At 59.8% G+C, this 23,869-nt stretch carries 20 protein-coding genes and 2 pseudogenes; 15 read left to right on the forward strand and 7 right to left on the reverse strand.

All coding sequences use genetic code 11. From position 1 onward, the window contains the following. Positions 1-22 precede the first annotated feature (22 nt). The 4 genes and pseudogenes from KJB29_RS14560 to KJB29_RS19885 all read left to right on the forward strand — a co-directional run bounded on the left by KJB29_RS14560 (position 23) and on the right by KJB29_RS19885 (position 2,395). The gene (locus tag KJB29_RS14560; RefSeq protein WP_215735151.1) at positions 23-610 is read left to right on the forward strand and encodes a hypothetical protein; all 588 of its coding nucleotides are present in this window, start codon (positions 23-25) and stop codon (positions 608-610) included. Positions 611-1,401: 791 nt separating this feature from the next. After that, a pseudogene (locus KJB29_RS19585) lies at positions 1,402-1,650 on the forward strand (metal-sensitive transcriptional regulator); the annotation flags it as partial. A gap of 73 nt (positions 1,651-1,723) precedes the next feature. Then, a pseudogene (locus tag KJB29_RS14570) lies at positions 1,724-2,077 on the forward strand (YkvA family protein); the annotation flags it as partial. A gap of 78 nt (positions 2,078-2,155) precedes the next feature. After that, positions 2,156-2,395: a YnfA family protein gene (locus tag KJB29_RS19885; protein ID WP_215735153.1), complete on the forward strand. Its 240-nt coding sequence runs from the start codon at positions 2,156-2,158 to the stop codon at positions 2,393-2,395. Between the two features lie 69 nt (positions 2,396-2,464). On the opposite strand, the gene KJB29_RS14580 is transcribed toward KJB29_RS19885, so the two are convergent. Then, the gene (locus KJB29_RS14580; RefSeq protein ID WP_215735154.1) at positions 2,465-3,772 is read right to left on the reverse strand and encodes an SAM-dependent methyltransferase; all 1,308 of its coding nucleotides are present in this window, start codon (positions 3,770-3,772) and stop codon (positions 2,465-2,467) included. A gap of 273 nt (positions 3,773-4,045) precedes the next feature. Here KJB29_RS14580 and KJB29_RS14585 point away from each other — a divergent pair, with 273 nt between their 5' ends. From KJB29_RS14585 to KJB29_RS14625, 9 genes are all read left to right on the forward strand, one after another. Continuing rightward, complete coding sequence (locus KJB29_RS14585) at positions 4,046-4,822, forward strand: electron transfer flavoprotein subunit beta/FixA family protein (protein WP_215735155.1); 777 nt, start codon at positions 4,046-4,048, stop codon at positions 4,820-4,822. A gap of 9 nt (positions 4,823-4,831) precedes the next feature. Continuing rightward, complete coding sequence (locus tag KJB29_RS14590; protein ID WP_215735156.1) at positions 4,832-5,746, forward strand: electron transfer flavoprotein subunit alpha/FixB family protein; 915 nt, start codon at positions 4,832-4,834, stop codon at positions 5,744-5,746. A gap of 175 nt (positions 5,747-5,921) precedes the next feature. Continuing rightward, entirely contained in the window at positions 5,922-6,995 is a 1,074-nt protein-coding gene (gene had / locus KJB29_RS14595; protein ID WP_215735157.1) for a 6-hydroxycyclohex-1-ene-1-carbonyl-CoA dehydrogenase, read from the forward strand. A gap of 81 nt (positions 6,996-7,076) precedes the next feature. Further along, positions 7,077-7,847, forward strand: coding sequence for a cyclohexa-1,5-dienecarbonyl-CoA hydratase (locus KJB29_RS14600; protein WP_215735158.1), 771 nt, complete (start codon positions 7,077-7,079; stop codon positions 7,845-7,847). Between the two features lie 218 nt (positions 7,848-8,065). Further along, entirely contained in the window at positions 8,066-8,968 is a 903-nt protein-coding gene (locus KJB29_RS14605; RefSeq protein ID WP_215735159.1) for a hypothetical protein, read from the forward strand. 97 nt (positions 8,969-9,065) lie between these two features. Next, a complete protein-coding gene (locus KJB29_RS14610) occupies positions 9,066-10,430 on the forward strand; it encodes a hypothetical protein (RefSeq protein WP_215735160.1) in 1,365 nt (454 codons plus the stop codon). 129 nt (positions 10,431-10,559) lie between these two features. After that, complete coding sequence (locus tag KJB29_RS14615) at positions 10,560-11,420, forward strand: amidohydrolase family protein (RefSeq protein ID WP_215735161.1); 861 nt, start codon at positions 10,560-10,562, stop codon at positions 11,418-11,420. Between the two features lie 16 nt (positions 11,421-11,436). Further along, positions 11,437-13,248 carry a sensor histidine kinase gene (locus KJB29_RS14620; RefSeq protein WP_215735162.1) on the forward strand — a complete coding sequence of 604 codons (1,812 nt, stop codon included), beginning with the start codon at positions 11,437-11,439 and terminating at the stop codon, positions 13,246-13,248. Further along, the gene (locus KJB29_RS14625; RefSeq protein WP_215735163.1) at positions 13,245-14,585 is read left to right on the forward strand and encodes a sigma-54-dependent transcriptional regulator; all 1,341 of its coding nucleotides are present in this window, start codon (positions 13,245-13,247) and stop codon (positions 14,583-14,585) included. The genes KJB29_RS14620 and KJB29_RS14625 overlap by 4 nt, the downstream gene beginning before the upstream one ends. Before the next feature lie 77 nt (positions 14,586-14,662). On the opposite strand, the gene KJB29_RS14630 is transcribed toward KJB29_RS14625, so the two are convergent. Both KJB29_RS14630 and KJB29_RS14635 read right to left on the reverse strand, forming a co-directional pair. Then, positions 14,663-15,949, reverse strand: coding sequence for a hypothetical protein (locus KJB29_RS14630; RefSeq protein WP_215735164.1), 1,287 nt, complete (start codon positions 15,947-15,949; stop codon positions 14,663-14,665). 58 nt (positions 15,950-16,007) lie between these two features. Next, complete coding sequence (locus KJB29_RS14635; protein ID WP_215735165.1) at positions 16,008-17,579, reverse strand: benzoate-CoA ligase family protein; 1,572 nt, start codon at positions 17,577-17,579, stop codon at positions 16,008-16,010. Positions 17,580-17,907: 328 nt separating this feature from the next. Between KJB29_RS14635 and KJB29_RS14640 the strand changes: the two genes are divergently transcribed. Together KJB29_RS14640 and KJB29_RS14645 are read left to right on the forward strand one after the other, a co-directional pair. Beyond that, positions 17,908-19,761, forward strand: a complete 1,854-nt coding sequence (locus tag KJB29_RS14640) for a bifunctional acetyl-CoA hydrolase/transferase family protein/GNAT family N-acetyltransferase (RefSeq protein WP_215735166.1) — start codon at positions 17,908-17,910, stop codon at positions 19,759-19,761. 8 nt (positions 19,762-19,769) lie between these two features. After that, on the forward strand, positions 19,770-20,822 hold the full coding sequence (locus KJB29_RS14645) for an MBL fold metallo-hydrolase (RefSeq protein WP_246561559.1): 1,053 nt from the start codon (positions 19,770-19,772) through the stop codon (positions 20,820-20,822). Between the two features lie 55 nt (positions 20,823-20,877). Here KJB29_RS14645 and mocA read toward each other — a convergent pair whose 3' ends face one another. Genes mocA through KJB29_RS14665 form a run of 4 tightly spaced genes read right to left on the reverse strand, consistent with a single transcriptional unit; the run spans position 20,878 to position 23,853 of the window. Next, positions 20,878-21,486, reverse strand: coding sequence for a molybdenum cofactor cytidylyltransferase (mocA, locus tag KJB29_RS14650; RefSeq protein ID WP_215735168.1), 609 nt, complete (start codon positions 21,484-21,486; stop codon positions 20,878-20,880). Next, positions 21,486-22,268, reverse strand: coding sequence for a selenium cofactor biosynthesis protein YqeC (yqeC, locus tag KJB29_RS14655; protein WP_215735169.1), 783 nt, complete (start codon positions 22,266-22,268; stop codon positions 21,486-21,488). Before yqeC ends, mocA begins: the two co-directional genes overlap by 1 nt. Before the next feature lie 10 nt (positions 22,269-22,278). Further along, on the reverse strand, positions 22,279-23,085 hold the full coding sequence (yqeB, locus tag KJB29_RS14660) for a selenium-dependent molybdenum cofactor biosynthesis protein YqeB (protein WP_215735170.1): 807 nt from the start codon (positions 23,083-23,085) through the stop codon (positions 22,279-22,281). A gap of 6 nt (positions 23,086-23,091) precedes the next feature. Next, complete coding sequence (locus KJB29_RS14665) at positions 23,092-23,853, reverse strand: XdhC family protein (protein ID WP_215735171.1); 762 nt, start codon at positions 23,851-23,853, stop codon at positions 23,092-23,094. Positions 23,854-23,869: the final 16 nt, after the last annotated feature.

The raw sequence follows: 23,869 nt of genomic DNA on the forward strand, positions 1-23,869 counted from the left end.
ACACTATGGCAGGAGAGGGAAAATGAGGAGAGCACTTATCGGATTGTCGGTGTTCCTGGCTGTGATGAGCGGGTGTACCCGAAACGAGGAATTGCTGAAAAGAAGCAGCATAACGACCAGCTCTGATGTCTTTCGTGAAGTCCCATTGGAGGAGAAGGTCTCGTCGGGCTATTCGAAGCTGACCATTTATTCTTCCGTGAAGACGCCAAGGCCGGGCGACAGATTGTTCGGCAATTCGAAGCTCGGCACGTCTGTTTATGTTTTGCTTATTAATATTGATGGTCAAACTGAACGGATAAATGGAATAGTAACGGAAGATCGCTCCAGCAAATTCAATGACCCAGAAGCGGGAGTGGGAATACGATATATTTTCGAGAAAAAGGTACTGATACGCAGTGGAAGGCATAATGTAATCATTGCGGGTCCTGAAGATGGCATTGCCGTTGAGAAGGTAATAAATTTGGTAGATGGCACTGACAACTTCTTCCTACTCAAACCGAAGTATGGCGGAGTAGCAATCAGGAAGAAACCAAGTGTTTATGGAAGTGGGCCCCGTTTTACCAATGGAATAAGAGGATTCGATACCTTCTTCAACGGCAGATACATGTAAGAACTATTTTAGTCGTCTATTAAAAGTATAACTATTTGATGTTATGGATATAAATTCCAATTACTGGGTGATAAAATCGCCAGAAATCGAATCAACACTCTCAATATCTGGTGATTTCATGAAAACCCAAAACAAGCACTTCCTGCTGAAGCACTTGGGACACTGGAAACCTTCTGGCCAGCGGGCATCCTCACACCTCATTTCACCCCTCAGGCTGTCTCACGAGCCCCGGCCACCTCAAACTGGAACTATGAATTCTTTCGCAATACTTTCGCAGGTTGGGCTGAACTTTAAAGAAATCCACTGTATTTATCTGGACGAATACCACAGGGGAGTTGGATTCAGTTGATTGATTTTGTTGACCTTTATTTGTTTCAAAGTGAAACGGCATAATTGGGCTGGCTGATTCGAATCCCGTTTCCCGCTCCATCGATTTCAGTATGTTAGCTCCGGCTTTCGCAGGCACTTTCGCAGGCGACCGGAGCTAACGTTTTTTCAAGGCGGGGTATCGGGCCGATTGTGGCCGGATACCCCGCCTTTTGTTATTGCTGTTTTTCCTGTTCTGCTTCGACCGGGTTACGAGCGGTTCTTCGCGGCAAGAAAATCTTCCCCGAAGTAGCGAAGGATCTCCTCCCGATCTGGCCCATGCGTCTCTCCGTCAACGTTTGGTCACTATAAAAGAAATTGAAAATCGTTGTCAACTGGAAATGTGTTAGAAAATCTGTTTCAGGCAGGTCTGGCCATGCAGCAACAAGCAGTGGTGAGATTTTTAGAGACGTGGGTTGGTGGGTATGGCACTCTGTGGAGATGATCACAAGGTATTACTTTCGAGAATAAACCGGATTGAAGGTCAGATCAGAGGCATTCGCAAGATGGTGGAGGACGACCGGGACTGCCTCGACACTTTGAAGCAGATTGAAGCCACGAGTGGTGCTATCCGTTCCCTTGGAATGGTGATTCTGGAAGATCACCTGAAAGGATGTGTCTCGAATGCCGTCAGAGACAAGAGTGACAATGATGAGCTCATTCATCAAGTGATCGAAATTTTCAACAAGTCAGCAAGTAACGTACTGAGAAGACCCCACTATGACAACAACAAGGCTGATCTCCAACGCAAGACAATGGGCGCGTGCAATCAAACAGGATGTGCATGCAGTCTGGCTTGCCGCCCGGGACCCGCGCACACCTTGGTTCGCCAAGGCTCTTGCTCTGGTCGTAGCTGCCTATGCTGTGTCACCCATCGACTTGATTCCGGATTTTATCCCAGTGCTCGGCTACCTGGATGATCTGGTGATCGTGCCGCTCGGCATCCTGCTGGTTGTCCGGCTGATACCGCGCGAAGTAATGGAGGAACACAGAGACGCAGCATCCAAGGCCACCGAACGGCCAGTCAGCCGCTTGGCGGCCGCCACGGTCATTACCGTTTGGATCGCTTGCGCTCTGTTTTTTGCCAGAATGTTCATGTGAGGCCGCAGGTATGTCTCCACTTGCCTCACCATTTATCTTATTGAGATTTTTCCCCGAAAAATCAACGCAAGAGTACTCATGTTCATAAAGACCCTGGGGCTGTTCGTTCTGACGGCTCTCGCCGAGATTCTCGGCTGTTATCTGCTGTACCTCTGGTTGAGGGAAAACGTTCATTGGCCGGCATGGCCATCATCATGTTTGCGCCGCGCCAGGTATGAGGCCGCCGCAGAAGGGAAGCCGCAAATGATCTATGTGGATGGTATTTGCCCTGCTGCCGATCGGAGCCTTTCTGCTGCTACGGTTTATTTGACGGTGTAACGTCTTGATTCAACCCCATGGCCGAAGAGGGGGGCGGTCTGATCATGCGCTGGCTGCCTGCATGAGAATTCAGGCGTACCAGTCGGCACGGGTCAAGGGCTGTCCGCTTTTCCCCTTGTCCGGTTTCAGCAGCAGGGCCTGGTAGATGTTGATTCGATTGCAGTCGAAAGCATGGGCGGAGCCTGCCATGTAGAGGCGCCAGACGCGGAAAGTTGTCGCGCCGGCAGCGATGATGGCTTCCGTTGCCGCGGCGTCCAGACGTTTTATCCAGTGGCGCAGGGTAAGGGCATAGTGTTCCCGCAGGCTTTCCAGGTCGCGCGCTTCAAAGCCGGCCGCGGCGGCGGCGTGGAGCGTGACGTCGACCGGCAGCAGTTCGCCGTCCGGAAAGACGTAGCGGTCAATGAACGAGTTGTCGTCGTCGGGACAGTAGCCCTGACCGGCGGCAATCCCATGGTTGAGAAACGCCCCGCCGGTTCCGAGAAGCCGGAAGGCACGGGCGAAGTATTCCTCAAGGCGCGCTTTTCCCACGTGCTCGAACATTCCGACACTCACGATCTTGTCGTAGATTCCCAGCCCCTCCAGTTCCCGGTAATCCTTTACCTCCACTCGACAGCTATCTTCCAGTCCGGCGGCCCGGATGCGCTCGCCGGCCAGTTCCGCCTGGGGACGGCTGAGGGTTATGCCGTGGGCCTTAACGCCGTAATTGCGTGCGGCATGGAGCACCAGCCCACCCCAGCCACAGCCGATGTCCAGCAGCCGTTCTCCCGGTTTCAGTCTCAGTTTGCGGCAGATGTAGTCGAGTTTTCGCTCCTGGGCAGCGTCGAGTTCATCGCTGGTGGACGTGAAATAGGCGCAGGAATAGACCATCCGTTCGTCCAGCCAGAGGCGGTAGAAGTCGTTTGAGACGTTGTAATGAAAGGCAATGGCCTGGCTGTCCCTTTTTTTACAGTGCACGGACCCGGACAGATGCGCGGAGGCGTGGTCGGAACGTGACGGCTTTGCCGCTGCCGGGAGGGTGAAGAGGTCCCTGCCCATGCGGAACCGGTCGAGAATCCCCCAATGGAGACCCATGAGATAGTCACCGAGGGCAAAGGCCGCGACCACGTCCCCTTCGATGTCGAAGTCCGTGCGGACGAACGCCTCGCCGAGGGTTATCTGGCTGGGATTCAGGAACATTCCGCGGAGGACGCCGGGGTGGTTGAGTACCATGGTGAAGCGGGGCTTCTCTTCGGCCTTGAGAAGCGTGCCGTCCCAGAGGCGAACTTCGAAATCACGCGGATGATACCCTGCCAGCACTTTTTCCAGAAAAGAGAGGGCTGCAACGGCGTCCTCGCCCGCGCGGTGGGGACTTTCGAGTACCATATGGTTTCCGGGCATATTTTCCTCCTTGAAAATATGTCTCTGAAATTAAATTGTAATGGGGTTTTCGGAGTACGCAACTAGGGGGGCGGCAAGCACTCCCCGACTGCTGTGGTAGCGGATCCTCCGCTAAACAATCATAGAGATATTTTTGCTTGACAGATAAAAAGTAAAATAGTACTTTTATACCAAATTATGGATTTGACCGGTTGGTGGGACGCTGCCGGCCGGCGGGGCGAATGGTTGCGGGGCTGAAGTTATCGAACAAGGGTAAAGATCGTGGAGGTTTCTATGAAAGTACTCGTATGTATCAAGCAGGTTCCGGACATGGAGTCGAGGTTCAAGGCCAACAGCTCAGGGAACTGGTATGACGAAGCAGATCTGGCCTTCAGGATGAATGAGTACGACGAATATGCCGTCGAGCAGGCCGTGCAGCTCAGGGAGCAATTGGGCGACGCCGCCGATGTGACCGTGCTCTCGATCGGCCCCGACAGGGTGGTTGAGGCGCTCAAGAAGGCTCTCGCCATGGGGTGCGACCGGGGCGTGCATATCCAGGATCCGGCCGTCTCTCTCAAGGATCCCTGGCAGATCGCCTCGATCATCGCCACCTATGCAAAAGACAAGGGCTTTGATCTGATTTTCACCGGCATGCAGTCCCAGGACCGGGGCTCGGCCCAGGTGGGTGTGGCGGTTGCCGAGCAACTCGGTTATTCCTGCGCCACGACCCTGGTCGGCTTCTCCTTTGCCGACGGGGTTGTCACCGCCAAGCGGGAGCTCGAAGGGGGCCTTAAGGGGGTGGTGAAGCTTAAGACGCCGGCGCTGGTCACCTGCCAACTGGGTCTTAACGTTCCCCGTTATCCGACCCTTCCCAATATCATGAAGGCGAAGAAGAAGGAGATCGCGGCCATTCCGGTGGTGGACGTCCTGAAGGAAGAGGCCCTGGCTGCCACGGCCAGCGTTTATCCCCCGGCCAGGAAAGGGGGCGGCATCGTTCTGGAAGGGGACCTGAACGAAATGGCAGACAAGCTCCTCGGCATCCTCAAAGAAAAAACGGCAGTAGTGAGATAGGGGGTAAGCATGAAAGCGCTACTTGTATGCGAATACCGTGAAGGAAAGCTCCTCGAAACAAGCTATGAACTGGTTACCTTTGCCGAGAAGCTGGGGGCCGAGAAAGCGATGGTCCTGATCGGGAGCGAGTCCGAGGCTCCCAAGGTCAACGGCACGGTCTACCTGGCCGATGCCGGCAAATATGGCGAGTACAACCCGGATGTCCACAAGAAGATCGTCCTGGCGGCGATTGAGCGGGAAAACCCCGACTACGTCGTCTTCGTCCATTCGTCCTTCGGCTGGGACCTTGCTCCCCGCGTTGCCGCTAGCCTGAAGGCGGGTCAGGTTTCCGAGATCGTTGACATCGTTGACGGCAAGTTCGAGGTTGGGGTCTGCAATGCCAAGCTTCGGCGCACCGTGGCCCCCAAGTCGGGAAAGGCCGTTCTGACCATCCAGGCCGGGGCCTTCAGTGCTGCCGCCGCTTCCGGGGCTCCGCAGCTGGAGCGTATCGAGCCCGCCGATGGCGCTTCCGCCCTGGAGTTTGTGGGCTATGAGCCGGCGGAGAAGAAGGACGTGGATCTTACCCGGGCCGAGATCATCGTCAGCGCCGGCCGTGGTGTAGGAAAAAAAGAGAATGTGCCGGTCATCGCAGCCCTTGCCAAGGCCATGGGTGGCGAGCTGGGGGCAAGCCGTCCGGTGGTGGATGCCGGATGGGTCGAGCATAGCCACCAGGTGGGGACCACGGGACAGACGGTCAGTCCGAAGCTCTACGTGGCGTGCGGCATCAGCGGCGCGATCCAGCACCTTGCCGGCATGAAGAAGTCCGATTTCATTGTTGCCATCAACAAGGATAAGGATGCCCCCATCGGCGAAGTGGCGGACGTGCTGGTCGTTGCCGATGTGCTCCAGTTCGCGCCGGCCTTGACGGCAATGCTTCAGAAGTAGATCGGAAACAGCAGATTGAATAATACGGAGCAACGGAGAATAAGCTGCAGATATGCTTGCCATTGGTAAACGTGTCTCTAAATAAGTAAAAAAGTACCAGGTTACATGTTTAATTGTTGGAACTAGCCGAATATAAAGCATTCTTTACGAAATAACGGAATGAGGAGGAAGGATAATGAGCACTGCACCGCATCGCTGGACAATGACTGCCGTGGGCGAGCCCATGGTGAAGGCGGATTTCGACGCGGCTCCGCCGTCTGACAATGAAGTGGTGGTTGAGGTTGCCGGATGCGGGGTATGCCATACCGACTTGGGCTTCTATTATGATGGCGTGCGGGTCAACCATGGCCTGCCGTTGACCCTCGGCCACGAAATCAGCGGCCGGGTGGTTGCGACGGGCAAGGGGGCGGAGGCCTGGCAAGGGAAGGCGGTGCTGATTCCGGCTGTCATTCCCTGCGGAGTCTGTGACCTCTGCCTTTCGGGGCACGGCACCATCTGCCGCACTCAGCAGATGCCGGGCAACGACATTCAGGGAGGGTTCGCCACCCACATCAAGGTGCCCGCCCGGGGGCTCTGCCCTGTTGATGAAAAGAAACTTGCCGCGGCCGGCTTTGAACTGGCGGACATCTCTGTGGTTGCCGACGCCGTGACTACTCCGTACCAGGCCGTTGTCCAGGCAGAGGTGCAGAAGGGGGATCTGGCCATCGTCATCGGTATCGGCGGGGTAGGGAGCTATGCCGTGCAGATCGCCAACGCCATGGGCGCCACGGTCGTTGCCATCGATGTGGACCAGGCCAAGCTGGACAACATGGCCAAGTATGGTGCGAGCCTTACCATCAATTCGCGGCAGGTGCAGGGGAAAGATCTGAAGAAAGCGATCCAGACCTTCGTGAAGGAAAAAGGGCTGCCGCAAACCTGCTGGAAGATTTTTGAATGCTCCGGGACCGTCCCCGGCCAGGACACCGCCTTCGGCCTGCTGACCTTCGGCGCCACCCTGTCGGTGGTGGGCTTCACCATGGACAAGATCGAACTGCGCCTCTCCAACCTGATGGCCTTCCATGCCCGGGCTCTCGGCAACTGGGGCTGCCTGACCGAGCTGTATCCGGCAGCGCTGGACCTGGTTCTGGAGAAGAAGATTGCGTTGGCCCCCTTCATCGAGAAGCACCCCCTGGAGAAGATCAACGAGGTCTTTGAGGCAGCCCATGCCCATAAGCTGACCCGGCGGGCAATCCTGGTTCCCGGCAAGTAAAATCGTTGCCGCAAATGACCGGCGGGGCAGCAATGCCCCGCTGAACAATAATTAGCCTGATTGTTAGGAGGAAAGAGAATCATGAGCGAGAGCCCTCTCAAGGTATGGCTTGAAAAGGACGGCGCGCTGCTCCGTCTGCGTCTGGCCCGTCCCAAGGCGAACATCGTGGATGCCGCCATGATCGCGGCGCTGCAGGCGGCACTCACGGAACATCTTGCCAGTGCAAAGCTTCGGGCCGTGCTTCTGGATGCGGAAGGCCCCCACTTCAGCTTTGGCGCCAGCGTCGAAGAGCACATGCCCGAATCCTGCGCCGCCATGCTGAAATCCCTTCACGCGCTTGTAATCCAGATGCTGGAATGCCCGGTCCCTCTCCTGGTCGCGGTGCGCGGCCAGTGCCTTGGCGGTGGCCTTGAAGTGGTCGCCGCAGGCAACCTGATTTTCGCGGCCCCGGGAGCGATGCTGGGGCAACCGGAGATCAAGATCGGCGTTTTTGCCCCGGCAGCCTCCTGCCTTCTGCCGGAAAGGATCGGCAAGACCGCTTCCGAGGACCTCCTCTTCTCTGGCCGGAGCATCAGTGCGGAAGAAGGCTTCCGGCTCGGTCTGGTGACCGCGGTGGCCGAAGATCCCGAGCAGGCTGCGGTTGCCTACTTCGATGAGCACCTTGCAGGGCTCAGCGCCAGTTCGCTCCGGTTTGCCGTGCGCGCGGCGCGCATCGGCGTCCTCGAGCGGACAAAGACGAAGATAGCCGCAGTAGAAAAGCTGTACCTGGAAGAGCTGATGGCAACCCATGACGCCGTGGAAGGGCTGAACGCTTTCCTCGGCAAACGGCCCGCCGCCTGGCAAGACCGCTGAGTTCTTGTATAGAGTAGCAACAGGACGTACCACGTAGTAACTCCTTTTACTGGTGATTCAAGGGGCAGGACGCCATGCCTGCCCCGGTTTTTTCATATCCCCATCCACTGAGCACAGTGAATGGGTTTATTAGTATCTTTTAAAAATAATAGAACAGGGTTTTAAATTGGCAGATAACACAGTGCTGCAAACAGCTGTCATCGAGAAAGGAGCATCGAATGGGAACTCTCAGGTATGTAGCCTTGTTGGCCCTGCTTGCCGTCACGGCCTGCGCCGGTCCCCGGACCGCCGCCGGACCCGCGGAAGAGTACGTTGAGGTGGACAACCCGGCCTACACCATGTCCCCCAACGCCTCGCCCACCATGTGGGTGCCCCGCCGGTACGTTGAGAGCGGCATTCCCCGCGGCAGCCAACTGGTGAAAAAGGGGTACGAGGAGGTGGTCGGGAAGGGGGCTCCTGCCCCGGCTTCCCAGGTTGCAGCAGCGGTCTCGCCCCGGTTGCGCATCGCCGTTGTGCAGGCGGGGGGAAATGAGCTGGCGGCGGGGCTCGGCGAGAAGCTGAGGGGTGCCGGCTTTGCCCTCGTTGGCGAGCCGCGGCCGGAGGGAGCCCTTTCTGTGCCCGCATCCGTGGAGGAGCGCGGTGCCTATGTCCAGAGCCTCAACCGGAACCGGGAGTTCAATGCGGTCGTGTTCATCGGCCCCCAGAAGGGAGAAGGGGGCGGAAACCTCCTGGTGGCGGAGATGTATGACGGCATGGGTGGAATCCTCCTGCGCCGGATCGAGGTTCCCGCGGCGGCATCCGGCGCTCCCCTTGCCGCGTCCCTCGATGCCGTTGCCGATAAGGTCCGCGGAGTTGCGCGGCATATCCCGTGGCTCTGCGGGATTGCTGCGGTGGAAGGGGAGAAGGTCTACATCAACGCCGGGAGGGAAATCGGCATCGTAATGGGCCAACGGTTGCGGATCTACCGTGGCGGGAAGGGGATCAAAGGGCTGGGGTTTGACCCCGGAAGCAAGGTCGGGACCCTTGAGGTCACCGGTTTTGTGGGCCCCAACGGCGCCTACGGGATCGTCCGCGAAGGGGAGGGGGCCAGGACGCCCGATCTGGTGGGAAGCGAATACTGAAAGGGGGAGCAGGGAGCAAGCGCAGAAGTCGAATGTGTCATGGGAGTGCAACGGGAAAGTGAAGGTTTGCAGATCATCTCTTTTGTGTGGAGGAAACATGAAGAACAAGGGACTTACGGTTGGAATCTCCGCTTTGTTGCTGGCCGCTCCGGCCATGGCCGAGGAGTTGCCCCAGACCGTCGCGCCGGTCTACAACTGTGATTTTCAGCCAAACTGTGAAGTGGCCCCCGGCATCTACGGCAAGATGGCCTCGCCGGTCACCAGCAAATTCAACCTGAGCATCGGTGGCTACGTCAAGCTCGATTACGCGTACAACTCGGTCAACCTGGGGTCGAACGGCGCCCTGGGTACGCTTCAGAGGGGCATTCCCAAGAGCAGCTCCGTTGCCGGCCAGGAGGATCAGTCCATCTTCACCGCCCGGCAGTCCCGGATCTGGCTGAAGGTTGGCGGTCCCACCTTCCTCGGCGCCAAGACCAATGCCATCATCGAAACGGACTTCTACGGCGGAGGCGGCGCTTCCAACGAGACCGCCACCATGCGGCTCCGCCTCGCCAATGCCTCGCTGGACTGGGCCAATACCCAGCTGGTGCTGGGGCAGGCCTACGACATTTTCGGTCCGGCCACCGCCTCCACCGTCGATTTCGGCCAGGCGGCCATGACCGGCGCCCCGAACAATCCCAGGGTGCCCCAGATCAGGGTAACCCACCGGCTGAACCTCAATGACAAGAACGCCCTGCGGCTGGTCCTGGGGATACAGAATCCGGTTCAGGATACCAATACCCAAGACCTTCAGCAGCCAACACCAGGTAAAACATCCGACAGTTGGGGGGCAAAGGTCAACGTGGCCGGCCAGGCAATGCTCATCAGCAAAGCCCTCGGGGTCGCCCCGGGGTACTACGGCATGTCCATGAACTCGCTGACTGCCGGCTTCTTCGGCCTCTATGGCAATCAGGACGTGGCCGGAAACAGCAAGTCGGTGGATAGCTGGGGCTACGGCTTCTATACCTTCGTGCCGCTCCTGCCGTCAAAGGATGGTAAAAACCGCGCCATGACCGCCTCCTTCGAGGGGCAGGTTTACATGGCTGCCAATATGTATACCATCGGCGCCACGGCGGGAAGCGTGGTCGGTCCGACCGGCAACAAGACGGCTGCCAAGGGGTACGGCATCTACAGCCAGCTCATATTCTACCCGACCCAGGATCTGGGGATCACGGCCGGCTACGGGCGGAGGAATGCCTATAACTATGCGAGTTACAGGGGGATCGATAATTTCGAGAAATCCAACTCGGCCATCTATGCCAACGTCACCTATGACCTGAATGCCGCCGTCCGGTTTGCCGTCGAATACCAGAACATCAACACCCAGTACGGCAACGTTACCAACGGCACCGGCATCCTGGCGGGCACGGCGACATCAGGCACCGCAAACATCGGACGATTTGCCGCCTATTACTTCTTCTGATAAACAGTAAAACAGTGTTACAATGCTTGCATCTTTGCAAAAAATGTAATTTGTCCCCTCCCTCCTTGCGGGGGAGGGGCACGTTGCCTGTCTGGTGAAGGGGAGACCGGAAGAAGAGAGGAATACACCATGGCCCATGAAATGCGAGACAGCAGTTCGCGGGGGCTGCGCATCGATTTTCACGTCCACCTGGGGGAGTACGCCAGCCACAAACCCTGGGTGACGGAGTGGATACGGCAGTCCCAACCCGATCCCGCGGGATACGATGCGTACATAAAACGCTACAGCGACCCCGGCGCCTTCGAGGAGCTGCTGGCTGCCGAAGGGGTCGATTACGCCTGCGTCCTGGCGGAGTTGTGCCCGATAACCACCGGCATCTGCTCCAACGAGCAGGTGGAGGCCTTCTGCAAGGGGAGAACGAGGCTGATTCCCTTCTGCAGCATCAATCCCCATCTCACCACCGACCTGGGGAGCGAGCTCCGCCGCCTGGTGGAAACGGCAGGGTTTAGAGGCCTCAAGCTCTATCCCTCCTACCAGCATTACTACCTCAATGACCCGAGGGTCTATCCCCTCTACCAGGCTGCCCAGGAGCTGGGGATTCCGGTGCTGATCCACACCGGCTCTTCGGTCTTTAAGGGTTCCCGGATCAAATACGGCGATCCGCTCCATCTGGATGACGTGGCCAACGATTTTCCGGCACTGAACTTGGTCATGGCCCATTCGGGGCGTGGGTTCTGGTACGACCGGGCCTTTTTCCTGTCGAAGCTCCACGCCAACCTCTACATGGAAGTTTCCGGGCTCCCCCCCTCGAAGCTCATGACCTATTTCCCGGAACTGGCCCGCAATACGGACAAGGTCATCTTCGGCAGTGACTGGCCGGGGGCATCCCAGATACGGCGCAACATGGAGGCCATCGGCTCTCTCCCGCTGCCGGCAGAGGGGGTGGAAAAGATTCTGGGAGGAAATGCCGCCAGACTGCTGAATCTTTAATGACAGCGACAATGCCATGATTCATCCGCGCAAACTCAAGCTGCTGCTCGTTCTGATCCTGGTGGTCGCCACGGCCGTCGGCGCCCTCCTCTGGATCAGGCACACCACCAACGCCGTTCGTGCGGAAGCGCGGGAGCGCTTCTTCGAGCAGTACAACCGGCAGCAGTCCCTCATGGCCGAACTGGCCTCCCACACCCTGGAGGAGATGTTCTCCACGTTCCATCGCAACCTCGATCTGGTGGTGACGCTCTTCGAAGGGAAGGAGGTCACCCGCCGGAGGGCCGAAGAAGTCGGCGAACGCCTGAAAAAGATCTACGGCTCCCTCGCCTCGACCCCGGTCGTCGACCTCGTGATCTTTGACAGCCGTGGAACCGCCGTCGCCATAGAGCCGGCCGATCCGTACACCGTTGGCCGCAACTATGCCTGGCGGGACTACATCAAGTGGGCCAAGGAAAAGGGGAAGCCAGGGGAGATGTACCTGTCCCCCTTCACCCGCATGGAGGGGGGAAAGCGCCGGGGGTACAAGGCCCTGATCGTCGCCGAGGGGATCTACGGACCGCGGGGTGAGTTTCTGGGGGTGGCCAGTTGTGTCCTCGATTTCGAGAAGCTGGCGCGCAAGCACATCCTTCCCATCCGTGTCGGCACCCACGGCCGCGCCTGGCTTGCCGACATCAGTAGCAGGACCATGCTCGTCGCCCCGAGCGGCAGGCTTGTGGGGCGCAGTTTCGACGCGGCGTTTCTTCCCCGGTGGCCGCGCCTCTATAATCTTCTCGTCTCCGTGGAAGAAGGGAAACCGGGGAGCGGCTGGTACGACTACCTGGATGCCGAGATCCCCGATCAGCAGGTGCGGAAGCTGGGGAGCTACTATCCGTTCCGCATCGAGAACCGCCTCTGGGCAATGGGGATTTCCACCCCCGAACGGGAGGTGGACGAGCTCCTGTCCACGTTCATGCACCGACAGGAGGCCTTCGCTACCACCCTGCTGGTGACGGTTCTGGCGGGGGCAACCCTCTTGATGGGGATTCTCATGAACTGGAACCGGATCCTCTCCACCCAGGTCAACCATCACACCAAAGCCCTCAGTGAGGCCCATTCGCGGCTCGAATCCACTTTCGACGAGCTGCTGGTGGCGAAGAAGGTGGCCGCGGTGGGGCACCTGGCCCTGGGGCTGGCCCATGAGATCCGCAACCCCCTCTCGGCCATCCAGATGAACATGCAGATGATCCGGAAGAAAATCGCCCCGGCCGGCACGCTCAGGGAGAATTTTTCCATCGTGGAGGAGGAGATCCAGCGCCTCAACCGTCTGCTGAACGATGTTCTGGATTTCGCCCGCTCCCGGCCCCTGCGCCTTGAGACGGCGGAAATGGGCGGGATTGTCGACCGCCTGATGCAACTCATGGCGCAGCGCCTGGAGGAAGAACAGGTTCGGTCCGACGTCCGTATCGACTCGCCCCTGAACCTCGTCTGCGACCCCGAGCAGATTCATCAGGTGCTGCTGAACCTGGTCCTCAATGCCCTCGATGCCATGAACCGGACGCCGCCCGATGCTCGGTTGCTCACCATAACCGCCCAGAGCATGAGCGGGATGGCGCTGCTCAGGGTCAGCGACACCGGCGGGGGGATTCCGTCCGACAAGCTGGAGCAGCTCTTCGAGCCGTTTTTCACCACCAAGGCGTCCGGAGGCGGCTTGGGGCTCTCTATCCTGCAAACGATTGTCCTTCGCCATGGCGGATCGGTCTCCGTCGAGAGCGAACCCGGCCGGGGCGCCACGTTCACCGTGGCTCTTCCCCTCAGGGGACCCGCCGAGAAAGGGGATGGCCTGCAATGAGAACAATCCTGGTCGCCGATGACGACAGAGCCATCCGTCGAACCCTGGAGCTGCACCTTGCCGAGGTGGGGTATACGGTTCTCACCGCCGCCACCGGCAACGAGGCGGTCGACCTGGCCCTGACGAGGGATGTTGGCCTGGTGCTCCTCGATCTGCGGCTCTCCGGCATGGACGGTTTCGAGGTCCTGACCCTGATCAAGGAAAGAAAGCCGGCCCTGCCGGTCATCATGATCACGGCCTACGACGACATGCAGACCGCCATCGAGGCAATCCGTCTCGGGGCCATCGACCACCTGGGCAAGCCCCTCGATCTCGATCATCTCGACCAGATTATCGACAAAATATTCGAGATGAGCGCCCTTTCCCGGACCGGCGTCGCCTTCTGCGACTCCATTGACGCCCCCTTTGAGCAGAACATCATGGTGGGCCGCTCCCGGGCCATGAAGGAGGTTTACAAAACCATCGGCGCCATTGCCGACTTCCGGGCCACGGTCCTGATCCAGGGGGAGAGCGGCACCGGCAAGGAAATGGTTGCCCGTGCCATCCATTTCAACAGCAAGTTTCGCAACCGTCCGTTCATTGCCGTGGCCTGCTCAGCCCTCTCGCCAACGGTCCTCGAAAGCGAGCTGTTCGGCCATGAGAAGGGGGCGTTCACCGGGGCGTATCGAACCAAACCGGGGAAGTTCGAGCTGGCCCAGGGGGGGACCCTGTTCCTCGACGAGATATCGGAGATCAGTCCCGAGTTGCAGGTGAAACTGCTCCGCTTTATCCAGGAGCGGGAGTTCGAGCGGGTAGGGGGGATCGAGACCATCAAGGCCGATGTGCGCATTGTGGCCGCCACCAACAAGAATCTCCTCACGCTGGTCAACAGCGGCATTTTCCGCCACGACCTGTACTACCGCCTGAAAGTGGTCTCCATCGATCTCCCTCCCCTCAGGGAGCGCAGGGACGACATTCCCATCCTGGTGAAATTCCTGCTGGAAAAACTGCACTATGAGACCGGGAAGCGGGTGGACATCGTTCCCCTGGAGACCATGAACGCCATCCTGGCCCACCCGTGGCCGGGCAACGTCCGGGAGTTGGAGAACACGTTGCGGCGTGCCGTGCTCCTTTCGCACGGCTCGGTGCTGTCGCCCGAATCCCTGCACCTGGAAGAGGGAAGCGAGAGCGACAGCTTTCCCCTGGTGCTCAGGCCACTCCATGAGGTCGAGCGGGAGCATATCCAGAATGTCCTCGCCTTTACCCACAACGAGAAGAAGAGGGCGGCGGAAATCCTCGGCATTTCCCGGCCGACCCTCGACCGCCGCATCAAGGAGTATGGTCTGGAAGATTCGTAGCCCGTTCCGGTTTCACAAAAAAAAGCCCCCTATCCCGGGAAGGATACGAGGGCTCCATGACACAGCAATGCATTCTTCTACTTGGCCATGGCTTCAAACCCTGCCTGCTCGTCAGCGGGAAGGGGAATGCCCTCGGGTACGCTCAGGGGCACTTTACGCACCAGGGGCCATTTATCGAAAAAGGTGTTCAGGAAGAGGAGGGTCATCAGCAGGGCGAACTGCCCCGCCAGGATCCCCAGCGGCGGAACGCCCATGCCGAGGTCGTTGGCGCCGTAGGGGATCAGCTTGAAGGTTTTCAGCCAGATTACCCCATAGACCGTGCCGCCGATGAACCATATCGCTATCCTGCAGCATACCCTGGCGGCGGTATTGGGAACCAGCGCGGCGCTGGGGTAATCCTCGAACAGATGGTGCCAGGCCAGCATGAAGACGATCACCGACAGCTCCAGGGATGCCGCCACCGCATCCAGGGGCGGGCCGCTTACCAGGTTGAGGGGGGCGATGATCCCCTTTATGATCGACGGCATGACAAAGCCCGCGGCAAGCGCGATGGCAAAGCCGATGATCCCCATCAGCGGCTGCTTCCGGGTGAACAGCTTCATGGGGTAAAGCTCTCCCCCTTCAACGGGCATGATGGCAAAGATGACGTACGCCTGGCAGAATGCCGCGAATGCCGGCCAGTTGCCGAAGGGTGGGGCGACGATCTGCTGTCCGCCCAGGGAAAGCTTCATCCAGCTCGGAACGATCATCGCCATCCAGACGATGAAGGTCACCGCGATCCCCATGGCAATCACGCCGAAGCTCTCGACGGGCTTTTCGGCCTTTTCGGCAAAGGGCCATTTCTGCAGCAGGGAAACCAGCGGGATCTGGGCGATAATCACCGCCAGGGCATAGAAATTGGAGGCTTCCCAGGCTTCAAAGGCCATGGATACATCGGCGGCGGTCCGGGGGGTGAACATGATCGCCAGGCTGAACGGTTTCCACCAGATCCCCATGAAGCTGATAAGCGCCAGAAAGGCTCCTGCCCCCACCAGCCACCCCACGATGGTATAGTGGATGCCGGCCCAGGGCTGTTTTTCGGTCAAGGAGGTCTTGCCGTAATTCCCCATGACGAGGGTCAGCCAGATCCAGCTGTTGATGGCCGTCCAGAAGAAGGTTCCCCTGGCCACGGCGCCGATCAGCTGGCCGGCTTCCTTCGGTTCCGCGGCACTGAGGCCGGGGCCTGCGAGGATTCCGTACAGCGCCTTTACCGTGAGGGACCAGGCAGGCCACAGAAAAGCCGCGACGATGAAACTCAGCGCCAGGGCGGCGAAACCTGTTGCCAGTTGACCCTTGAACATTCTTCTGACTGCGTATTTCTCCATTCCGTACCTCCTTGGCAGGTAGTGCATCGAGTGTGTTCGTAACGATCAGACCCCTGGTTCAGGCCACGTGCTGCAACTCTTCCTTCTGGATCATGGTGCGCAGTTCGAAGCGTTTGATCTTGCCGGTGGCGGTCTTGGGGAGTTCATCGATGAACCGTATCCAGCGCGGGTACTTGTACATCGCCAGGGTGGTCTTCACATACTCCTTCAACTCGTTCTCCATCTCCGGCGATGGCTGATGCTGGGAATTGAGGACCACGAAGGCCATGGGCTTGATCAGGTTGTCCTCGTCAGGGGCGCCGATGACGGCACACTCCAGGATGGCGGGGTGTCCGATCAGGCAAGACTCCACCTCGTTGGGCGACACCCAGATCCCCCCCACCTTGAGCATGTCGTCGGAGCGGCCGGCGCAGTGGAAATAGCCGTTTTCATCGCAGACATATTTGTCGCCGGTATTTATCCAGTGCCCCATGATGGTCTGCCTGGTTTTCTCATGCTTGTTCCAGTAGAGGGCCGTGGCGCTGTCACCCTTGACCAGGAGCGTGCCGATCTCGCCGGCCGGGAGATCGTGCATGTTTTCATCCACGATGCGGGCCTCGTAGCCGGGGACGACCCTCCCGGAGCTGCCGGCGACGATTTCGCCGGGCCTGTTGGAGATGAAGATGTGGGCCATCTCGGTGGAGCCGATCCCGTCGAGAATGTCCAGCTGGAAGCGTGCTTTCCAGCGGTGGATGTAGGCTGCCGGCAGGGCCTCGCCCGCGGAGACGCACAGCCTGACGCCGTTCATGCTCCCTTCTTCCTCAAGCATCTGGCCGTAGAGGGTGGGAACGCCGAAAAACAGGGTCGGACGGTGGCGGCGCACCGTTTCATAAACATTGGCCGGGGTCGGCCGCAGCGGCAGGTACACGGCGGTTGCCCCGACACAGAAAGGGAAGTAGATGCCGTTCCCCAGGCCGTAGGCAAAGAACAGTTTCGCGGCCGAGAAAAATACGTCGTTTTCCTTGATGTCGAGCACTTTTGCCCCGTAGGTCTTGGCCGAATAGACCATGTCGTGCTGGAGATGGACCGTCCCCTTGGGTGAGCCGGTGGAGCCGGAGCTGTAGAGCCAGAAGCAGGCGTCGTCGCGGCAGGTGGGGGCGGCTTCAAGCTCCGTGGGCTGGGGGGCGCACAGTTCCGCCAGGCTCAGATCGCCTGCCGGGGCGGAGCCGTTGGCCACGATGACATGCTTCAGGAACTGCAGGTTGCGGCGAATGGGCTCGATCTGGTCAAGGAGCAGCGCATCGACAACCAGGACCCGCGCCCGGCTGTCGTTGAGGTAGAACTGGAAATCCTGGGGACGGTTCATGGTGTTGAGGCAGATGGGAACCGCCCCGATCTTGATGGCTCCGAAAAATGCCTGGGGGTAGACCTCCGTATCCAGCAGAAGGAGGGCGACGCGCTCTTCCATGCGCACATCCAGGGATTTCAGGGCGTTTCCGAAGCGGTTGACCCCTTCCTGCAGCTGCCGGTAGGTGAGGGAGCGCTCCTCGCAGAGAACGGCGAGCTTGTCGCCTCTCCCCTCGCGGATGTTGCGGTCAATGAAGTAATCGGCGGCGTTGAAGGTTTCGGGCAGGTTGAGATTGTAGGGCATTGTGGACCTCCGGCAGCTTGTGGTTAAGGTGTCAATTTGATAAACAGTGTTTTGCAGCTACTGGACCAAGTGAAGTGATATAAACCGTTAAATTTACAACATGCTGAAATAAAGGATAAAATATGCAAAAAATAGGTTTTGTATCTAAAAACGGCGTTATGTAATTTGTGATATTGGCTCATTGGGTGTAATGTTCTGATGAGTGATGTAAAAAATTGATGAAATGTGAGAACGTGTACGGGCATCCGATTGGTTCCGGCAGCACGTCCCGAGGCGGGGTGGTCTGGTTGCGGTACTACTGAAAGGGACGTTTTCAAACGGGGAGAGGATGAACAACCAACTTGCCGAGCTGTACAGACAGAAGCTGACAACGGCGGATAAGGCGGTGGCGCGGATTCAATCCGGCTGGCGCGTGTTTGTCGGGTCGGGCTGCGCCGCGCCGTTGCAACTGGTGGCCGCCTTGAACCGAAACGCCGGCAGGCTCCATGACATCGAGCTGATCCAGCTACTCGCCTTCGGTTCTGCCGATTACATTACCGAGCGGAATACCGGTCATCTTCGCCACAACTCGTTCTTCATCAGCGAGGATATCCGCCAGGCGGTCTGCGACGGGCGGGCGGACTACACGCCGATCTTCCTGAGCGAGATCCCGGCCCTGATCCGTCGCGGCCGGAGGGGGAACCACGCGGCGCTGTTGCAGGTGTCCCCCCCTGACAGCCACGGTTACTGCAGCCTCGGGGTCAATGTGGATATCCAGCGGGCGGCGCTGGACCGGGCCCGGCTGGTGATTGCCGAGGTGAACCCCCGCATGCCGCGCACCTGCGGCGACACCCACATTCACCTGAGCCGCTTCGATTGCCTGGTGGAAACCGATTACCCGATCCTCGAATCCGCCGCCAAGGAACCGGACGAGGTGGAACTGCAGATCGGCTACCACATCTCGCGGCTGGTGGAAAACGGCAGCTGCCTCCAGATGGGGATCGGCACCATTCCCAGCACGGTCCTCCGGTTCATCGCCGACAAGCGGGATCTCGGCATCCACACCGAGATGTTCAGCGACGCCCTGATCCCCCTTATCGAGGAGGGAAACATCACTAACCGCCTGAAGAGCGTTCATCCCGGCAAGACGGTCACCAGCTTTGTCATCGGCACCCGCGCGCTTTACGATTTTGTCGACGGCAACGTAGGGGTTGAATTCCATCCCTCGGATTTCGTCAACGATCCCCGGGTGATCTGCGCCAACGACCGGGTGGTGGCCATCAATTCGGCCCTGCAGGTGGACCTGACCGGGCAGATCTGCGCCGACAGCATCGGCTATACCTTCTACAGCGGCATCGGCGGCCAGGTGGATTTCGCCCGCGGTGCGGCCATGAGCCGGGGAGGGAAACCGATCATCGCCATCCGCAGCACCGCCAAAGACGGGGGGATCAGTCGCATCGTCCACCGGATCGACGACGGCGCCGGCGTTGTCACCAGCCGCGGCGACGCCCACTACGTGGTCTCCGAATACGGTATCGCCTATCTCCACGGGAAAACCATCCGCGAGCGGGCCCTGGCCCTGATCTCCATTGCCCACCCCGATTACCGGCGGGAGTTGCTGGAGTTCGTCAAGCAGAAGCATTACGTCTATGAAGATGAGCAGGTATGGCAGCAGGCCCTCAATCGCTACCCGAAGGATTTTGAAGAGAGAAGGGCGTTCGGCGGGACCATGATGCTGGTCCGACCCCTCAAGGCCACCGATGAGCGTCTGCTCCAGGAGTTCTTCTACAGCCACAATCCCGAGACCATTTACAATCGCTATTTCGGGCCGAAACTCCAACTGGCCCATCGCGAGGCGGCGAAACAGGTCTGCGTGGACTACAGCAGCCGCATGGCGTTGGCGGTGTTCCGGCAGGAGGATGATGCCGAGTCCATCGTGGCGGTGGCGCGCTATGCCGTCGACCCCCTCACCAACATGGCTGAAACGGCGGTGGTGGTCCACGAGGATTATCGCCGACTGGGCCTGGCTCATCACCTCCTCCGCCAGTTGGAGCGCCACGCCGCCGGCCAGGGAATCGACGGCTTCTACGCGGAGATCCTGCCGACCAACGAGGCGATGCTTGCCTATCACCGGCGGTTGGGGCATTCGCTGATCTATTCCGACGAGACCGATACCTACCGAATGGAGTACCGATTCAAATGATGCTATCCATGACCTTTCCGTATTCTCCTCCCCACTCGGATGGCGAGCTGGTGGAGATTGGCCCTGATGTCAGATGGCTGCGCATGCCGATGCCCTACGCCCTTGACCACGTGAATATCTACCTGGTGCGGGTTGCGGGAGGGTGGCTCATTGTGGACACGGGGCTCGATTCGCCCGAGGCGCGGGGAATCTGGGAGGAGGTTTTTTCCGGGCCCCTTGCCGGTGAAAAGGTGGTGGGGGTGTACTGCACCCATTACCACGTGGATCACCTGGGGCTGGCCGGCTACCTGACGGAGCGCTGGAGGGTTCCCCTCTTCATGACCTACGAGGAGTATTACACCTTGAGGGGGTGGCCGGACCTTCCCCAAGAGGTGCCGTGGCAGCATGCCGAATTTTTCCAACGGGCAGGCTTCCCGCAGGAACTGTTGCCCCAGACGCTGGTGATGTTCGACTTTGCCCGCGAGATATCCCCCATGCCTCTCTCCTTCGTGCGTTTGCAGGATCGCAGCCACCTGCCGCTGGACGAGGAGTGGCAGGTCATTGTCGGCCGCGGACATTCCCCCGAGCATGCACTGCTGCTTTCGAAGGCGCGTAAAATTCTCATCTCCGGGGACCAACTCCTGCCGAGCATCTCCACCAACGTCTCGGTCAGCGTCATGAACCCGGAGGACGACCCCCTCAGCCATTGGCTTGCGTCCCTCGACCGTCTCGCGACAATTCCTGACGACGTCCTTGTGCTCCCGGGGCACGGGCTCCCCTTTCGCGGGGCGAGGAAAAGGGTCGCGGAGTTACGGGGGCATCACCGGCGCCGGTTCCAGGTGATAGTGGATGCCTGTGCCGGCAGTGAACTGTCCGCCTATGAGCTGGTGAAGGTGCTCTACCCCTTCGCCTTGGGGGACTTTGATCTGCAGCTGGCGCTGGGGGAATGCCTTTCCCACGTGCGCTATCTGGCGTGCCGCGGCAGGCTGGAGGCGAGGCTCGATGGAGAAGGGATCAACCGCTACCGCAGTGTCAGGGGGGTGCGAGCTGCCAATGGCGGTGCTGGTTTTTGTCGTGACTGACAAATGTGGCCGGGGTGCTTAAGAGGGTTCGGCGGCAATGAGCGGGGAGTTGGGCTTACATCGCGGGGAATTCCCGCAACAGGCGGAGGTAATCCTCCTCCGTATCCAGATCGAAGAGGATGGCCGGGGTTCGCACGTCGATGCTGCGGATATCATCGCCATACTCCCGGAAGAGCCCCCTGGCGCCGCGATCTCCGCTCAACGCCTCGATGCGGGGGAAGGTCTCCCGGCTGAAGAGGACCGGATTCCCCCTGTGGCCTTCAAAGGTGGGGATGACGATGGGGGAGGGGAAGTCGGCGAAGGCGGCGATGAGAAGGTTGATGGTGTCGGCGGTGACGAGGGGTTGGTCGCCCAGGAGAAAGAGGGCGGCATCGGTCTCTTCGGTCAGCGCCCCCAGGCCCGCCTTCAGTGACGTGCTCTGACCCTCACCGTACAAGGGGTTTACGACGGTTGTGACGCGCCGGTGCCCAAGAAGCGGCATGACGGCCTCCGCCTCGTGACCGAGCACCACGACAACGCGGTGGAGGCGTGAGGCAAGGGCATTGTCGACGATACATTCCAGAACGGTCCGGCCCCGGAAGGGGAGGAGCTGCTTTGGCCGCCCCATGCGGGTGCTCTTGCCGGCGGCGAGGACAATCCCGGCAACCCTGGGACGGGCCTCCATTACTCTCCCCTCGGATAGACCCGGTGCAGGGTGATCTCCTGCCGCAGTTGCCCCACGATGACCGCTTCGGCAACGGAAGGCGCGATCTCCTTGAGCTGGAGCGCGACTTCCCCTCCCCTTTCCTGCAGTTCGGGCGTATCCGCCTTGTTGAGGAAGATGAAGCGGCGCGCTTGGGGCGGAGCCCCTTTGAAGCCCCCTGACGGGTGCGCCAGAAGGCGCGCCAGTGCCGGCACGGTTATGGTTTCGCCCTGGGGGATCTGCATCAGTTCCCCCGCCAGTTCCGACCGGAAAACCATCTCCTCCCCCAGGGGCCTGCCGAGCACCTCCAGTCCGGCCAGGGCGACGACAATGCTGCTGTTGCCGGGAATGACCGGCTCATGGGCTGCCGGAGCCTTCAGAGGCTTGCGGGCCGCGCCGTCGGCCTCCACGACCACCCAGTCGAACTCCCCCGAATCCTCGAAGGTGCGGATCGCCTCGGGGGGAAACCCCTGCAGCTTGTCGGTACGGGGAATGTGGGCTGATACCGCCGAAACATGCATGCCGGCGCCGGGATGGGCTTTGGCATGGCGGAGGATGACCTCCGGGTCCTGGGAAACAAGAAGCGTCTTCGACTCTTCAGCCGAGGGAACGAGGATCTTGGTGGTGGTCGTTGTCAGAACTCTTTTGCCGGAGTAGGCCAGTTGCCTGGCAAGGTGGAACATGAGGCTGGTCTTGCCGCCTCCGCCGGTGATGCTTATCACTCCTGTAGGTCCGATACCCACTATTTCGGCGAAATTTTCCATGGTCCATGGCTCACTGGTTGTAGACGGTAAGTATCGCTTCCAGCACCGACCCGCCAAGGGCGCGGGCCTTCTCCGAAATGGTATGGCAATAGGCCGTATCCCCACGGGGATCGATATCGCCGATCTTGAGGCCGGCCGTGACAGGGGTGCCCGGCCTGATGAGGCCCCGCAGAACGCCGTCGATGGACGCCGTGACCGTGTGGGTGCCGACCAGGCCGACGACATCACCCTTGCTGACCTGGTCGCCGATCATCTTTTCGGTCGTGAAGTGGCCGTCGGCCGGCGCCCGGAGAACTCTCTCCCTGGTATAGCCGCCGATGTTGCCGGGAATGCCGGTGTTGGGCTCCGCCTCGCCACAGGCAATAAGCCGCCCCAGATTGTGCCCCCGGTTGGTCTCGATCACCAGATGGCAGTCCCTGCCGGCAAAGAAGCCGGGGCCCAGGGCGATCACGAGCGGCGCGTCGGTGATGGCAATGCCGAGATTCCGCTTGGCTATCGTCGCATCGATGAGGATATCCGGTTCCATGCTGCGGACGGCATCTCCCTGCGGGTCGGCCAGGAGGGGAATCTTCCCCTTTTCCCAGGCATCGGCCAGGGCGGATCCGTTTTCGATCCTGACCGCTTCGATCCCCTCCACCGATTTCCTTCCGTTATGGATGGCTTCGCAGAAGGAAACCTCCCGTCTGACTGCGAGGGGGGAAGGGGTTTCCAGCATGAGGATGCGCCGGAAACCCGATCGATGGAGCCGGCAGGCCACGCCGGTAGCCATTTCACCCGCTCCCTTCATGATGATGACGCGTTCCGTCAACCGTTTCATGGTGGTTCACTCCCGCCCGTAGTAGGTGGAAAGAAGCTGGCTGGCGATGCTGATGGCGATTTCCCGCGGCGAGTTGCCGCCGTTGTCGTGGCCGATGGGGCAGCGGACCGCGGAGAGGTCCAGCCCCTTTCCCTCCAGGTTGCTCCGTACCTTTGCCCACTTGGATTTGCTGCCGATCATCCCCACGTAGCGGGCCGGGTGCGGCAGCACCTCTTCCAGCACCTGCTGGTCCAGGGTGCCGCTGAAGGTCTGGATGGCGACGAAGGTCCGCTTGTCGCACCAGGTGGCTTTTTCGATGAAGTCGCTGTAATGGCACTGGTGGCGGATGACGCTCCCCGGGAGGTTGGAGGCGTTGATCCATTCCTCCCGCTCGTCGATGAGATGGATGCGGAAGGGTGTGCCGTCGAGGATCTGGCAGAGGGACTGGCCGATGTGCCCGGCACCGAACAGGTAGAGGACCGGGTTGTCGTTGATCACTTCCATATAGAACTCCATGGTGCCGCCGCAGGCGGGGAACTCTCCCCGCTGCTTGAGGGGGACGCTGCTCGTGGTGCTCTGCATGGTTTCGAAGCAGGCGCGGGCATCTTCCAGGGCGTAATACTCGGGAGTCCCGCCCCCCACGGTGCCGTAGAAGGTCCCGTCGGGAAGGACGATCATCTTTGCCCCGTGCTTGCGCGGTGTGGAACCGCTGCTCTTTGTCACCGTCACCAGCACCGCCAGCTGGTTGCTCCGTCGCAGTTCATCGAGTTTTCCGATCCAGTCCCACATGGCTGACTCCTGCTGC

The organism is Geobacter grbiciae, assembly GCF_018531165.1.
Taxonomy (GTDB): domain Bacteria; phylum Desulfobacterota; class Desulfuromonadia; order Geobacterales; family Geobacteraceae; genus Geobacter; species Geobacter metallireducens.

Coding starts and splice junctions, on each gene's coding strand:
- yqeB (WP_215735170.1), bottom strand. CDS start 23,085: ATGAAACGGTTGACGGAACGCGTCATCATCATGAAGGGAGCGGGTGAA.
- KJB29_RS14645 (WP_246561559.1), top strand. CDS start 19,770: ATGACCTTTCCGTATTCTCCTCCCCACTCGGATGGCGAGCTGGTGGAG.
- KJB29_RS14585 (WP_215735155.1), top strand. CDS start 4,046: ATGAAAGTACTCGTATGTATCAAGCAGGTTCCGGACATGGAGTCGAGG.
- KJB29_RS14620 (WP_215735162.1), top strand. CDS start 11,437: ATGATTCATCCGCGCAAACTCAAGCTGCTGCTCGTTCTGATCCTGGTG.
- KJB29_RS14580 (WP_215735154.1), bottom strand. CDS start 3,772: ATGCCCGGAAACCATATGGTACTCGAAAGTCCCCACCGCGCGGGCGAG.
- mocA (WP_215735168.1), bottom strand. CDS start 21,486: ATGGAGGCCCGTCCCAGGGTTGCCGGGATTGTCCTCGCCGCCGGCAAG.
- KJB29_RS14640 (WP_215735166.1), top strand. CDS start 17,908: ATGAACAACCAACTTGCCGAGCTGTACAGACAGAAGCTGACAACGGCG.
- KJB29_RS19885 (WP_215735153.1), top strand. CDS start 2,156: ATGTTCATAAAGACCCTGGGGCTGTTCGTTCTGACGGCTCTCGCCGAG.
- KJB29_RS14610 (WP_215735160.1), top strand. CDS start 9,066: ATGAAGAACAAGGGACTTACGGTTGGAATCTCCGCTTTGTTGCTGGCC.
- KJB29_RS14600 (WP_215735158.1), top strand. CDS start 7,077: ATGAGCGAGAGCCCTCTCAAGGTATGGCTTGAAAAGGACGGCGCGCTG.
- had (WP_215735157.1), top strand. CDS start 5,922: ATGAGCACTGCACCGCATCGCTGGACAATGACTGCCGTGGGCGAGCCC.
- KJB29_RS14665 (WP_215735171.1), bottom strand. CDS start 23,853: ATGTGGGACTGGATCGGAAAACTCGATGAACTGCGACGGAGCAACCAG.
- KJB29_RS14590 (WP_215735156.1), top strand. CDS start 4,832: ATGAAAGCGCTACTTGTATGCGAATACCGTGAAGGAAAGCTCCTCGAA.
- KJB29_RS14605 (WP_215735159.1), top strand. CDS start 8,066: ATGGGAACTCTCAGGTATGTAGCCTTGTTGGCCCTGCTTGCCGTCACG.
- KJB29_RS14635 (WP_215735165.1), bottom strand. CDS start 17,579: ATGCCCTACAATCTCAACCTGCCCGAAACCTTCAACGCCGCCGATTAC.
- yqeC (WP_215735169.1), bottom strand. CDS start 22,268: ATGGAAAATTTCGCCGAAATAGTGGGTATCGGACCTACAGGAGTGATA.
- KJB29_RS14615 (WP_215735161.1), top strand. CDS start 10,560: ATGGCCCATGAAATGCGAGACAGCAGTTCGCGGGGGCTGCGCATCGAT.
- KJB29_RS14630 (WP_215735164.1), bottom strand. CDS start 15,949: ATGGAGAAATACGCAGTCAGAAGAATGTTCAAGGGTCAACTGGCAACA.
- KJB29_RS14560 (WP_215735151.1), top strand. CDS start 23: ATGAGGAGAGCACTTATCGGATTGTCGGTGTTCCTGGCTGTGATGAGC.
- KJB29_RS14625 (WP_215735163.1), top strand. CDS start 13,245: ATGAGAACAATCCTGGTCGCCGATGACGACAGAGCCATCCGTCGAACC.